Annotated in this window: 12 protein-coding genes, 1 tRNA gene and 1 other RNA gene; 3 read left to right on the forward strand and 11 right to left on the reverse strand. The window is 67.4% G+C overall.

Features of this window, described 5'->3' with window-relative positions; all coding sequences use genetic code 11:
- Positions 1-272: 272 nt before the first annotated feature.
- Positions 273-369: signal recognition particle sRNA small type (gene ffs, locus IWX78_RS00335), an RNA gene on the reverse strand.
- Between the two features lie 119 nt (positions 370-488).
- Here ffs and IWX78_RS00340 point away from each other — a divergent pair.
- Positions 489-576, forward strand: a tRNA-Ser gene (locus IWX78_RS00340).
- A 137-nt stretch (positions 577-713) separates the two neighbouring features.
- A complete protein-coding gene (locus IWX78_RS00345; protein WP_196831421.1) occupies positions 714-1,265 on the forward strand; it encodes a DUF3093 family protein in 552 nt (183 codons plus the stop codon).
- On the opposite strand, the gene IWX78_RS00350 is transcribed toward IWX78_RS00345, so the two are convergent.
- The 3 genes from IWX78_RS00350 to IWX78_RS00360 are packed head-to-tail and all read right to left on the reverse strand — an operon-like array spanning position 1,262 to position 2,785.
- On the reverse strand, positions 1,262-1,852 hold the full coding sequence (locus tag IWX78_RS00350) for a GNAT family N-acetyltransferase (RefSeq protein ID WP_196831422.1): 591 nt from the start codon (positions 1,850-1,852) through the stop codon (positions 1,262-1,264). The two genes, IWX78_RS00345 and IWX78_RS00350, sit on opposite strands and share 4 nt — an antisense overlap.
- 55 nt (positions 1,853-1,907) lie before the next feature.
- Positions 1,908-2,387, reverse strand: coding sequence for a mycothiol transferase (locus IWX78_RS00355; RefSeq protein WP_196831423.1), 480 nt, complete (start codon positions 2,385-2,387; stop codon positions 1,908-1,910).
- On the reverse strand, positions 2,384-2,785 hold the full coding sequence (locus IWX78_RS00360) for a VOC family protein (RefSeq protein WP_196831424.1): 402 nt from the start codon (positions 2,783-2,785) through the stop codon (positions 2,384-2,386). The genes IWX78_RS00355 and IWX78_RS00360 overlap by 4 nt, the downstream gene beginning before the upstream one ends.
- 63 nt (positions 2,786-2,848) lie before the next feature.
- On the opposite strand from IWX78_RS00360, the gene IWX78_RS00365 reads away from it, so the two are divergent.
- Positions 2,849-3,682 (forward strand): aminoglycoside phosphotransferase family protein, encoded by an 834-nt coding sequence (locus IWX78_RS00365; protein WP_196831425.1) that lies wholly within the window; start codon positions 2,849-2,851, stop codon positions 3,680-3,682.
- Here IWX78_RS00365 and IWX78_RS00370 read toward each other — a convergent pair.
- The 7 genes from IWX78_RS00370 to IWX78_RS00400 all read right to left on the reverse strand — a co-directional run bounded on the left by IWX78_RS00370 (position 3,679) and on the right by IWX78_RS00400 (position 13,090).
- Positions 3,679-5,970, reverse strand: coding sequence for a helicase HerA-like domain-containing protein (locus IWX78_RS00370; RefSeq protein ID WP_196831426.1), 2,292 nt, complete (start codon positions 5,968-5,970; stop codon positions 3,679-3,681). The genes IWX78_RS00365 and IWX78_RS00370 overlap by 4 nt on opposite strands.
- A 180-nt stretch (positions 5,971-6,150) precedes the next feature.
- Complete coding sequence (locus IWX78_RS00375) at positions 6,151-7,416, reverse strand: FAD-binding protein (protein WP_196831427.1); 1,266 nt, start codon at positions 7,414-7,416, stop codon at positions 6,151-6,153.
- A gap of 236 nt (positions 7,417-7,652) precedes the next feature.
- Complete coding sequence (gene menC, locus IWX78_RS00380; protein WP_196831428.1) at positions 7,653-8,762, reverse strand: o-succinylbenzoate synthase; 1,110 nt, start codon at positions 8,760-8,762, stop codon at positions 7,653-7,655.
- 9 nt (positions 8,763-8,771) lie between these two features.
- On the reverse strand, positions 8,772-9,551 hold the full coding sequence (locus tag IWX78_RS00385) for a hypothetical protein (RefSeq protein ID WP_196831429.1): 780 nt from the start codon (positions 9,549-9,551) through the stop codon (positions 8,772-8,774).
- Positions 9,548-10,261, reverse strand: a complete 714-nt coding sequence (locus IWX78_RS00390; RefSeq protein WP_196831430.1) for a phosphatase PAP2 family protein — start codon at positions 10,259-10,261, stop codon at positions 9,548-9,550. The genes IWX78_RS00385 and IWX78_RS00390 overlap by 4 nt, the downstream gene beginning before the upstream one ends.
- A gap of 146 nt (positions 10,262-10,407) precedes the next feature.
- Positions 10,408-11,958 (reverse strand): arabinosylfuranosidase ArfA, encoded by a 1,551-nt coding sequence (gene arfA, locus IWX78_RS00395; RefSeq protein ID WP_196831431.1) that lies wholly within the window; start codon positions 11,956-11,958, stop codon positions 10,408-10,410.
- Between the two features lie 121 nt (positions 11,959-12,079).
- Complete coding sequence (locus tag IWX78_RS00400; protein ID WP_196831432.1) at positions 12,080-13,090, reverse strand: LacI family DNA-binding transcriptional regulator; 1,011 nt, start codon at positions 13,088-13,090, stop codon at positions 12,080-12,082.
- Positions 13,091-13,110 lie beyond the last annotated feature (20 nt).

Genomic DNA, 13,110 nt, shown 5'->3' on the forward strand with positions numbered 1-13,110 from the left:
GCGCAGGATCCGATGCGTGCGGGCATCCGGGATGGCTCTGCTTCGAAAGTTTCGACCACAGTGTCGAAACCACCCAGGACTCTCGAAGCCTACGGCGGGCCGACTTTTGTTGTCAAGAGCCACAAATTGTCGTCCGGTGCGAGGGCATCCGTTCCGGACGACGGCACCCGGTGCGCAGAGAGTTCTCGACCGCAACGGGAGCCCTCACGCCAGGTCGGATGCCGGCGGCGTTCACGGAGGCGCCCCCGGTTACCCGGACGGGCGCGTTAACGAGAAAAGACCCCTCGCGCACCCGCCAGAGCCCGGTTACCCTTGCTACGTTTCCGTCCTGGGGGAGTTGGCCTGGATGGCGCCACGCGAGGAGCCAGCATCTATTCTACAGACTCCGGAAGGGTTCGCCAGCGCACCCCAGGCGTCGCGTTCGGATGTCTCCGCGAAGCACGGTAGGATAGCTGAGGCTGAAATCGCGAGAGCGATGCGGCTGGTCCGGAGGATTCGCCTAGTGGCCTATGGCGCACGCTTGGAAAGCGTGTTGGGTTAACGCCCTCGGGGGTTCGAATCCCCCATTCTCCGCCATGCAACACAGAAAACGCCCACTCGCGAGAGTGGGCGTTTTCTGCATCTGCGACACCACGACAGAGTCCCCCAAAGGGTGGCTACCTGTTTTCTCACTTCATGCACCAGAATAAAGTGCTGAGGCGGGGGCGCAACACATGAGCATGACGGACGACAGGACGATCTCCTCTGTGCGCGTACGGCAGGGCCTGCTCGGGCAGGGCATCGCCGCCCTGCTGGCACTCAGCGTTCCGATTCTCATCGTTCTGTATTGGCTGACGATCCCGACGGGCGCCTGGATCTGGGTCGCCGTCGCCCAGCTCGTCGTCTTCGCGGCCATCGCGCTCGCGACCGTGAGATTCCTCCGGGTGCGCATCGGCGTCACAGACACTCATCTGCTCGAACGGCGTTTCTTCTTCGGAACGACCCGCATCCCGCTCGAGTCGATCCACCGCGTGGTGATGCTCGAGATGCACCGCACCATGGCGTCGCAGTCGCGGTTGCAGATGTTCGTGCTCAACGAGGCGGGCAAGCCGCTCCTCCGCATGCGCGGCGAGTACTGGTCGCGCAACAGCATCAACCGCATCGCATCGCACCTGACCATGGCGCCCATCGAGCACGTCGACCACCCGGTCACGCTCGACGAGTTGCAGTCGACGCGACCCGAAATGCTCTACTGGTTCGAGCGGCGCCCGAGCCGGATGCCCTAGGCGATCCGCATCCCCATCACGACGCCGTCAGAGTCTCGCGCCAGCTCGGTGAATCCGACCCTGAGGTAGAAGGCGTGGGCGCTTGTGTTGCTGGCGGCGACGACGAGATGCAGACCAGTGACGCCCCGCTCGGCCAGCGCGGATACGAGCGCTTCGACGAGTCGCCGACCGAGTCCGCCGCCCTGCGCTTCAGGAAGCAGATCGATGTGGAGGTGCGCGGGGTAATCGTCGACCGCGGCGATGAGCATCCGTTCGGGGTTGCCTGCAGATGCCACGATGGAGCGTTCCGCGTCTGACGCATCAGCGGGCGGCATGCTCGACGTAGCCGCCGCCCACCATTCGTCGTCGAACCATCGGGCGAATGCGCGGGTGTCTGCTGTGCCGAGGATGTAGCCGACCGCACGGGAGCCGTCGTCGACCACGAATGCCAGTTCGGGCTCGCGATCCACGTACGGGAGGGCGTAGATGTCGGGGAGGAGGGCGTCCGAGCTGTACTGCCCGGTGGCATCCGCCCCGCCGTCTCCGGTTCGGACGCAGATGTCGGCGACATCGGCACGGTCGGCAGGCTCATAGGGGCGGATCAGCATCACCCGAGTTTACGCAGCGGTGGTCGGGTTTCGTGGACCCGTTCGCGGGTACCGGTCAGCCGACGACGAGGTTCTGGTGCCCGTCGATGAGCTCGCGAACGATGTCGAGGTGCCCGGCGTGCACCGAGGTCTCCGCCAGCACGCGGAAGACGACCTCGCGTCCGTCGCGCAGCGGTGGCGCGTCGAAGACGTTTGCCGGCGGCGTCCACAGGGGCGGCGCGTCGAGGTCGACGCCTGCCAGGATCTCGTCGCTCCTGGCGATCTCGCGCCGGTAGATGCCGAGAGCTTCAGCGCCGGTCATCGGATCGGAGTCCCAGCCGTTGTGGAGGGCCGTGATCGCCCGGTCGTCTCCGCCGAGCACCGCCGAGATCCAGAACATCTCATCGTCGAATGCGAGGTGGTTGAGCAGGCGAGTGATCGTCCAGCCGGACGGCACCACTGACCGGTGCATCGCCTCGTCCGCCAGGCCGTCGACAGCCCGGAGAACGTGCTCGCGTTCAGCCGCCAGCTGGGCGAACAGCAGGTCGTCGGTCACTGTTGGGGTTCGTAGCCGATGAGCCAGTGGAGTCCGTGCCGGTCGATGACCTGCCCGTCCGACGCGCCCCACGGCTTCGGCGCGAGCGGGTCGACGACCCTGCCGTCCACGCTGAGCTTGTCGAACCACTCATGCAGGACGTGCGGTTCCGCCGTGCCAAGCAACGAGAGCATCACGCCCTCGAAGCGCACGGTCGCGTCACCGGGACCGGCATCCGATCCGGCCAGGGCGACCACACCGTCGAGGACCCCGTGGGCGATCGCATCGGGTGTGCCATCGGTTCTGCCGAAGTCTTCGTGGCTGTGCAGGGAGAGCTCCCCACCGAAGATCTCCGCGTAGAAGCTCAGCGCCTCGCGTGCGGTTCCCGGAAAGCTGACATAGATCTGCGGTGCCGTCATGCGATCAGCATACAAAGCCCCGCGCACCGACGGTATACCGCGGCGCCCTCGTAGGCTGATGCCATGTGGCAGCCGGCATCCATCGACGACTACCTCCGTCGCTGGCGGCTGGAGCCTCGCGGCGCCGGGTTCTCCACGTTGTCCTCCCACCTGCAGCCGGTGCTACAGGGCGGGGTTCCGGCCATGCTCAAGGTCGCCCGGATCGAAGAAGAAGCGAACGGATGCCGCCTGCTCGCCTGGTGGGACGGCTCCGGCGCCGCGCGCGTGCTCGAGGTCGATGCCCACGCGGCGCTGCTCGAGGAGGGTGGGGCGTCGCTCGTCACCCTCGCCCGGTCGGACGATGACGCGGCGACGCGGATCCTCTGCGGGGTAGCGGAGACGTTGCACGCGGCGTCCGCTGGGCGATTCGCCGATCGACCGCAGGGACTCATCCCGCTCGACGTGTGGTTCCGCGCGTTGTTCGATCGCGCCGATGGTGAAGGCGACGGCTTCTACGGCCGAGCAGCGAGCACCGCCAGGCGGCTCCTCGCCGAGAACGCCGACGACACCGTCGTGCTCCACGGCGACCTGCACCACGGCAACGTGCTCGATTTCGGCGAGCGCGGGGCCCTCGCGATCGATCCGAAGTTCCTCGTCGGTGACCGCGTGTTCGACTACACGAACATCCTCTGCAATCCGGAGCAGCAGATCGCCGAGTTCCAGTTCGATCGCCGGGTCGATCTCATCAGCGCCCTGGCGGGCATCCGACTGTCGGCACTTCTCGAGTGGACCGTCGCGTGGACCGGTCTGAGCGCGAGCTGGTTCGCGGCTGACGGCACCCGCGAGAACGAACGGCGCGCACTCCGCATCGGCACGCTCGCCGAGGCCCGCCTGACCGGTGAACGGAAGACCAGCTAACGACGCCGACGGGTGCCGAAGATCCCCTCGACCACACCGGTGAGGATCGTGCGCGTCGCCCTCGAACCGAGCACCTCGTCGAGCACTGACTTCTGCGGCTTGGACGTTGTGCGCCTTGCCGAGCCCTGCGTCTTCCTGAGCAGTCGCTCGTACTCGGCATCTGCCTTCTTCTGCGCCGCAGCCTGGGCTTTGTCCATCGCCGCCTTCTGCTTCGCGTACTCGGCCTCGGCCTTCGCGCGGGCGAGCGCCTCCTCCTCGGCAGCAGCGGCCAGGTTGACGGCCTCCATCTTCGCGGCCAGGATCTCGCGCGCAGATTCCCGGTCGACGGGAGCGCCGTATGTGGGCAGCAGAGCGGATGCCGCGACGGCCGCGTCGATGGCGGCATCCGGACTCGGCGACATCAGTCCCTGGGGCGCGCGCAACCGGGTCCACGCGACGGGGGACGGTGCGCCCTTCTCGTTCATGACCGTGACGATCGCCTCGCCGGTGCCGAGCATCGTGAGGGTCTCTTCGAGGTCATAGCCCGAGTTCGGATAGGTGGAGACGGTGGCACGGAGGGCCTTGGCGTCGTCGGGCGTGAATGCGCGCAACTGGTGCTGCACGCGCGAGCCGAGCTGGGCGAGAACGTCGCCAGGAACATCCTTCGGGGTCTGCGTCACGAAGAAGATACCGACGCCCTTCGACCGGATGAGCCGGACGGTCCGGGTGATCTGCGCGAGGAAGTCTTTCGACGCATCCGCGAAGAGCAGGTGCGCCTCGTCGAAGAAGAACACGAGTTTGGGTTTGTCAAGGTCGCCGACCTCGGGCAGGTCATTGAAGAGATCGGCGAGCAGCCACATGAGGAAGGTGCTGTACAGCGCCGGCTTGTCCTGGACACCGGGGACCTCGAGCAGGCTGATCACACCCCTGCCGTCTGCGGCTGTGCGCAGGAAGTCGGCGGTGTCGATCTCGGGTTCACCGAAGAAGACGTCTGCACCCTGGTCGGCGAAAGTGATGAGCTCGCGGAGGATGACACCGACCGTCGCGCCGGAGAGCCCGCCGAGGTCTTTCAGTTCCGCCTTGCCCTCGTCGCTCGCGAGGAAGCTGAGCACAGCGCGGAGGTCGGTGAGATCGAGCAGCGGCAGCCCGGCCCTGTCTGCGTAGTGGAACACCAGGCCGAGGCTGGACTCCTGGGTGTCGTTGAGTCCGAGGACCTTGCTCAGCAGGATCGGACCGAAGCCGGCGATCGTCGCCCGGATGGGGACACCCCTGCCCATCCCGCCGAGCGAGAAGTACTCGATCGGGAACGCCGCAGGGGCCCAGTCCTGCCCGATCCCCTGTGTGCGTTTCAGCAGCTTCTCGTTGCCGTCCCCCGGCACGGCCATTCCGGAGAGGTCACCCTTGATGTCTGCGGCGAACACCGAGACCCCGTGCGCGCTGAGCTGCTCCGCGAGACCTTGGAGGGTACGAGTCTTGCCGGTGCCCGTGGCTCCGGCGACGAGTCCGTGGCGGTTCATCATGGCGAGCGGGATGCGCACCTGCACGGCCGGATCGGGGTCGCCGTTGACGAGGGCGCCCATTTCGAGAGCAGGCCCGTCGAAGGCGTAACCGGCCCTGATGCTGCCGATCTGGGTTGTGTCGAGCGGGCCGGGTGTTGCCGGTGCGGCGAGCGGCGAGGCGGATGCGGTCGGTGCGGCTGGCTGCGCGGATGCGGTCGGTGCGGCTGGCGGCGCGGATGCGGGCTCCGCCGTGGGGATCGGTGTCGGAGCGGCGATGGGCTCGGGCGCCGCGGTCGGAGCCGCGTCAGCGACCTCCTGGACGAGAACGTCGGCCGCGGTCGGTGCTGCGTCCGCAGCGGGGGCAGGAGTGGCGACAGGCGCGGCCGGCGCGGCTGCGACGCCGGTGGCGGTCGCCGCTGCGGCGCCCTGCGTCGCGGCAGCGGTCGTCGCTGCGGCTGCGGACTCCGCTGCTTCCCGGGCGGCGACGGTGGTCGCTTCCGTCGCGGCATGCGCCCGAGCGGATGCGTCGTGTGCGGCGCTTGCCGCGGCATCCGTCGATCGGATCTTGGCGTCGGTGGCCGCGACAGCTGCGCGCCGGGCTGCGCTGGCCGCTGCGTCCCCATCGGCGGTGGCCTGGTCGAGGGTCGCCTGGGCCTGAGCTTCGGCGTCCGCCTTCGCCGTTGCTGCAGCATCCTCGAGGCGCTGGAGCGCTGCGGCCGCTGCGGCCTGCGCCGTCTCAGCTGCGGCCGCGAGGGCGGCGGCCTCCGCCCGTGCTGCTGCGAGAGGATCGGGGGCGTCGGCGTCACTCATGAGTCGAGCCTAGCCACCACCCCTCAGCGAGCGCAGCGGCACCTGCTGTTCTCCAAATTCAGGAGATTCTCGCAACACGCCGTACGGGATGCTCTCCAGCGCGGCGTGTCGCGAGTTTTTCCTGAATTTGAAGCAGACTCCTGAATTTGGAGTCCCCAGACGGTGCAGGACGAGAGCTGCTCAGACCGGAGGCAGCACCGTGCGCTCGAGGAACTCGTTCACGAACACACGCGACGGGTCGAGTCGGGCAGCGAGCGCCCGGAAGTTCCGCATCCGCGGGTAGACGCCCTCGAGCGCCGCGGCATCCGCCGTGAACAACTTGCCCCAGTGCGGCCGCGCGGAGAACGGCGCGAGCACGGCCTCGAGCTCGAGCAAAAGCGCCTCGACCTCCGGCTGCTGCTTGAGCCAGGTGAAGTGGAAGCCGACCGCGTCGGTCTCGAATCCCCCACTGAGCCAGAGCGAATCAGCGGCAAAGGTACGCACTTCGCACACCTGCAACAGCGGCGCGATCTTCGCCGCAAGCGCCCGCACAGCGCCGAGCGCCGCGACCGCATGCCGCCGGGGCACGAGGAACTCCGACTGCAGTTCCTCGCCGTTCGACGGGGTGAAGTCGAGCCGGAAGTGCGGCAGCCGGTCGAGCCAGGCTCCAGGCATGCCCATCTGCGCGGTGCAGTTCACCGCAGAGATCCCCGGCAACGGATGCCGGTCGGCCGGCGCCGCGACCGCACCGAACAGGTCGGCGGGTGCAGCGGCATCCACCCCCGCACGTCGCTTCAGCCAGACCTGGTCGAGAACATCCGGATTGCGCCAGGTGGTGAAGAGCGACACGCTGTACGCCGCACCGGTGATGGCATCGAAGTTCTGCTCGGCCTCCGCGAAGGCGAGGCCCTCGAACACCGACTGCTCGATGTCGAATGTGGGCTCGATGTCGAGGGTGACCCTGGTGACGATGCCGAGGGCACCGAGACTGACGACAGCTCCGTCGAAGTCGGCGTCTCCCCTGTTCAACTGGAGCACGTCACCGGAAGCCAGCACGATCTCGAGTCCGGCGACGGATGCCGCGAGCGACGGGATCCGGTTCCCCGACCCGTGAGTACCGGTGGCGATGGCTCCACCGATGGAGATGTGCGGAAGGGATGCGAGGTTCGGCAGCGCCCAGCCGGCGGCTTGCAGAGTGCTCGCGAGGTCGCCGTAGCGGGTGCCGGCGCCGACGGTGACCAGGCGGGCATCCGCATCGATGACCGGCTCGGCCCGCAGCAGTTCCGTGGAGATCAGCAGATCGGCCGAGTCCGCGATCGGGTTGAACGAGTGCCTTGTGCCGAGCGCGCGCACCGCCGTCGCCCCGTGCAGCAACTGCCGAACCTCATCGACGCTCGACGGGGACGCGATGCGAGCCGCCCGGTATGCGTGGTTGCCTGACCAGTTCGTGCCGAGAACGCTTGTCACTGTTGCCTTTCGTGCGCCGGAACGCGGTTCGCGCCGCGTGTGCAGCGCTCTGTCAGAGGCGGCAGGCCAACGCGCGCACCGCCGGGCAGTGTTCGCTCGACGGAAAACGGCATCGGCGCCACGTCCATTGTGCAGGTTTTCTGACCCGGAAACCGGCGTACACGGCGAAGACGGAGGAATTTGTTGCGCCACTCGCGTAATTCGGTGTACCGGCGACGCCGAGTCGGCCGGACGGGTCAGGGGTGGAGCACCGTGGGTGCCGAGCGCGCCCAGGCAGCGACGAGGTCCGTGCGCACGGTGACCCCAGAGCCCGGGCCGGTCGGCACGGTGAGCCGCCCCTCGTGAAGCACGAACGGCTCGGTGAGGTCTTCGGCGTAGTACCGATCCGACGCGCTGGTGTCGCCAGGCAGAGTAAAGCCGGGCAGGGCGGCGAGGGCGACATTCATCGCCCGGCCGATCCCGGTCTCGAGCATGCCACCGCACCACACCGGGACGCTCCGCTCGACACACACGTCGTGGATCGCGACAGCGGGCAGGTACCCGCCGACCCGCCCGGGCTTGATGTTGATGATGGAGGTCGCTCCCCTGTCGATCGCCTCGACAGCGACACTCGCGGACACGATGGACTCGTCGAGGCAGACCGGGGTGCGGATGGCGTCGGCGAGCGCAACGTGGGAGGCGATGTCTTCCTCGTCGAACGGCTGCTCGATGAGCAGCAGGTCCGCGGTGTCGAGTTCGCGCAGGTGCGCGATGTCTGCCCGCGTGTACGCGGTGTTCGCGTCGACCTGCAGCGCGGCATCCGGTCCGAGCAGTTCGCGCACCCGGGCGACCGGCTCGAGATCCCAGCCGGGTTTGATCTTCAGCTTGATGCGTCGGTAGCCGGAGTCGACGTACCCCTGCACCTCATCGAGCAACTCATCGATCGACGTGCTGATGCCGACCGACACTCCGCAGTCGACCTCGGTGCGGACCGCACCGAGCCGTTCGCTGAAACTCAGACCGGATGCCCGCAGCTCGGCGTCGAGGACAGCCGCCTCGAGCGCCGCCTTGGCCATGCGATGCCCGACGACGGGCGCGAGCAGTCGACCGAGGTCCGCAGCACGCAGGTCGTGCGCAGCGAAGATCCGTGGGGCAAGGTGATGCTCGATCACGAGGGCACAGCCGTCGACATACTCGGAGCTGTACGCGGGCGACGAGCCGGCGACGCATTCGCCCCAGCCCTCGGCGACGTCGGTGACGAGGTGGACGAGAAGCACATCGCGCTCGGTCTCACGGCCGAAGCTCGTCTCGAACGGACGCACGAGCGGCATCCCGATTCGGTGCAGAGTGATCGACTCGACCTTCATGGGCCGACCCTACCGCTCCTCGGTGAACAGGTACCCGCCGTCGGCGAACCCGACGGCGAGCCCCTCGGAGAACGCCGGCTCGAACACGGCACGCGACGCGTCGCGGAACTCCGCGGCAGCAGCGGGGTCGCTGCCCCTGAGCCCCTCGTAGTCGGCGTGCAGTTCGAAGCGGATGCCGTGAACAGAGGCAACGACCGGCGCCTGGTAGCTGGCGAGGGAGCCCGCCCGCTCGATCGATCGCTGCACGGTCGCAGAGACCTCCGGCGAATCGAGCAACCAGCTGACCTCGAAGCGGTCGGAGCGGTCGGCACCCGAGATGGCGTCGTCGAGTCGACCGTAGAAATCGGGATGATAGGCGCGCACCGTCGCGCCGAGCTTCTCGATGTTGAGGTGGGCGTTGCGGCGGATCAGCGGATCGTAGGTCCAGCGGATCTCTCCCACACCGTTGTCGAGGGCGAGAGCGCGTTGTGCGAGCTTGAGCGCGAACCCCACCCCGCCGCGAGCGGTGGGCGTCACCGCTGCGACGTGCGAGTGCACATGGACGCCGTCATCCCAGCCGAGGACCCCGACGACCGTTCCAACGAGGACACCGTCACGCTCAGCGACGAGGACGGTGTTACCTGCGTGCGCGATCGCCTGCACGAACGACGGGTCAGCGCCCGAACCCCGACCCCAGGTGTCGTCGAGCAGACGGCAGACCGCCGCATAGTCGTCGAGCGTGGACGCCGAACGGATGCCGACCCGCGCGGCGAGCGCGGCGGCATCCGCCTGGTTTCGAGCATCGGTCACGCCTGCGGTTCCCTGGCGTCGGGCACGGCCGCCGATTTTTTGCCTATCGGTTCACCGGAGATCTTCGCCGCGAACGGCGCCCAGAGAATGAGCACGACCCCGGCTCCGAGCAAAGCCCCACCGATGGTGTCGGTCAGCCAGTGGACGCCGAGGTAGGTGCGCGAGAACATCATCAGGGCGACCCAGATCGTTCCAGCGGCCCAGACCCAGACTTTCGGAAAAATGATGCCGAGCGCGACAGCCATCGTCGCGGCGTTCGTCACATGCCCCGAGGGGAATGAACCGAAGTCGCTGGGAACGAGCATCTCCTCAGGGCGGGCTCGCCCGACCATGCTCTTGATCAACTGCGCCAGGCCAACGCTCGCCAGCGAGGCGATCGCGAAGAAGAGCGACGACCACGGGCGCTTGATCACGAGCAGCACGATCACGATGATGAGGGGCAGGATGTAGGTGCCGAATGCTCCGCCCCCGAGCCAGTTCATGCCGTACGACATCCACTCGAGGAAGGGCAGGCGGCCGTCTTCGAACAGCTCTTCGCTCCACTCGGAGTCGAGCTCGAACGGGAGGGAGTTTCCGCGCTGCACGATCAGGAAGGCGAGGATCACGCCGAGACCGACGGCAACTCCTCCCGAGATCCAGGGCCAACGCCTGGTGACGCGCTTGGCGGAGGGGTCGGCCTGGGTGGCGGGATCGATGCGGTGCTGTGACATTTGTCAATCATGCCCTGAACCGCCGAATTCCGCCCATCGGCACCGCCCGTTGACACCGCACTCCGGATGTGGTGCGTGAATCGTCAGAGAGCAGCCAAGCAGCCGCGCACCCACCACGTGGGGCGCGCAGCTGCTCGGTCAGTGAATCAGGCCAGCGCCAGCGCAGACCACGACACGGGCGGAAGCGTCACGGTGAGGATGCCGTCGGCCAGCTCGGCACCGGAAAGCTCGCGCAGCCCCACGCGGTTCTGGTCGTCGATCGTGTTCTTCGCGTAGACGTCGTCGTCGTGCAGGGTGACCGCTTCTGTGAGAGCGGATGCGTCGAGTCCGGAGACATCGACGGTCACCGTGATCGCTTCGGTCTGGCTGCGGTTCACGAGGAACAGCGCGCTCGTGCCGGTTTCGGCATCCGTCGTCGCGACCGCGTCGATCAGCGGAGCGTCACCGTGCACCTTCGTCTGGTAGGTTCCGACGTCGATACGCGGTCGCAGCACCTCGCCGCGAGCAAGCCGCGACGTCACCGAGAACGGGAAGAAGGTGGTCTGGCGCCAGGATGCTCCGCCCGGCTCGGTCATGATCGGAGCTATGACGTTGACAAGCTGCGCGAGCGACGCCGAGCCGACCCTGTCGTGATTCTTGAGCAGCGTGATGAGCAGGTTGCCGAGCACGACGGCATCCGCCACCGAGTAGACGTCCTCGAGCTGACGGGGGGCGAACTCCCACTCCTCGTTGATCTCGTCCGAGGCCTGGTGCTCGTCGAGGTACCAGACGTTCCACTCGTCGAAGGAGAGCTGGATCTTCTTCGAACTGCGCAGCTTGTTGCCGACGTGGTCGGCCGTCGCGACCACGGTTTCGATGAAGTACTGCATGTCGAGCGACGACGCCAGGAACGAACCGAGGTCCCCTCCGCGCTCCTGGTAATAGGCGTGGCACGAGATGTAGTCCACGTGCTCATAGCTGTGCTCGAGGACCGTTCGTTCCCAGTCGCCGAACGTCGGCATGCTGGATCCGCTCGAGCCGCAGACGACGAGTTCGAGGTTCTTGTCAGCAGCCTTCATGGCCTGGGCGGTGCGGGCGGCGAGCTTGCCGTAGTCGTCGGCGGTCATGTAGCCGGTCTGCCACGGGCCGTCCATCTCGTTGCCGAGGCACCACATCCGAATGTTGTGCGGTTCGGGCGAGCCGTTCGCGATGCGCTGGTCGCTGAGCGCGGTGCCAGACGGGTGGTTGGCGTATTCGAGCAGGTCCAGGGCAGCGTCGATGCCGCGGGTGCCGAGGTTCACGGCCATCATCAGTTCGGAGCCGGTCAGCGTGCACCAGCGGGCGAAGTCGTCGGTTCCGACCTGATTCGACTCGAGGGCGTGCCAGGCGAGGTCGCGACGCACAGGGCGGTTCTCGCGGGGCCCGACACCGTCTTCCCAGCGGTAGCCGGACACGAAGTTGCCGCCGGGGTAACGGATCGTGCTCGAACCGAGTTCCTTGACGAGTTCGACCACGTCGAGACGGAATCCGTCTTCGTTCGCCGTGGGGTGTCCTGGTTCGTAGATGCCGTCGTACACACACCGGCCGAGGTGCTCGACGAACGAGCCGAAAATGCGGCGGTTGAGTGGCGCGACGACGGCGGCGCGGTCGATGGCAATGGATGCGGTGGTCACAGAGGATCCTTGTCGGTGGGGCGGATGCGACGGCCTGCGCGGCATCCGCTCGGAAGTGTCGATGCTGATTTACAACGTTATAAACACCCTGTCAGAACTCCGACGGATGCGTCAAGAGCGCGGTTGGCATCCGATTGGCACGCGACGCCGAGAAGCACGGGCCGGCTCAGAGCGCCGTCGACTCGCGTTCGACGAGCGTGAAGTCAGACAGGTATTCCCGAGGCGGCAGCTGGCCGTCCCGTTCGGCGATGCGCTCGACGAGCACGCGGACCGCTGTCTCGGCGAGCTCGTCGCGCCCGGGATCCACCGTCGAGAGGGTCGGCAGCGAATACTTCGTCTCGTCGAGTCCGTCGAATCCGATGACGGCGACATCGGCCGGAATGCTGCGCCCCGCCTCCTGCAGCACCCGGACGGCACCGAGAGCGAGGGTGTCGTTGAACCCGAAGACGGCGTCGAACGGAACCCCGGCGTCGAGGAGGTCGTGCATCGCCCGGGCACCGTCGAGCCGGTGCCATTGGCCAGCCTCGCGCACCAGGTCAGGGTCGAACGGGATGCCGGCCTCGTCGAGCGCCTCGCGATAGCCCTGGAGCCGCAGGGCCGCTGAGCCGAGCACCTCACCGGCGTGGGCACCGAACGCGGCGATCCGGCGACGACCGAGACCGATCAGGTGCGTCGTCGCCGCTCTCGCCGCCTCGACGTTCCTCATGGTCACGTGATCGGCCGGGCCCCCGAAGATGCGCTCGCCGAGCAGAACCAGCGGATACGACACGTCGAGCAGCGCCGCGTCGTCCGAGCCCATGCCGAGCGGGCTGAAGATGAGACCGTCGGTGAAATGCAGGCGGGAACTCGACAGCATCGCGATCTCCCGCTCCCGGATGCCGCCGGTCTGTTCGATGAGAACGACGAGATTGTGTCGCTCGGCCGCTCGGATCACGGCATCCGCCAGCTCGGCGAAATAGCTGAGGCTCAACTCGGGCACGGCGAGCCCGATCACCCCGGTCCGACCCAGGCGGAGGCTCCTGGCCGAGATGTTCGGCTTGTAGCCGAGCTCGTCGATCGCCGCGAGGACCTTGGCCCGCGTCGTCGGACGGATGTGCGCGTAATCGTTGACGACGTTCGACACCGTCTTGATCGACACCCCGGCCAGGGTCGCGACGTCGTACAGTGTCACCGCCATCGAGTTCCCGCTTCCGGTCC

The sequence above is a fragment of the Mycetocola sp. CAN_C7 genome, assembly GCF_015752285.1.
In the GTDB taxonomy this organism is placed as follows: Bacteria; Actinomycetota; Actinomycetes; order Actinomycetales; family Microbacteriaceae; genus Mycetocola_A.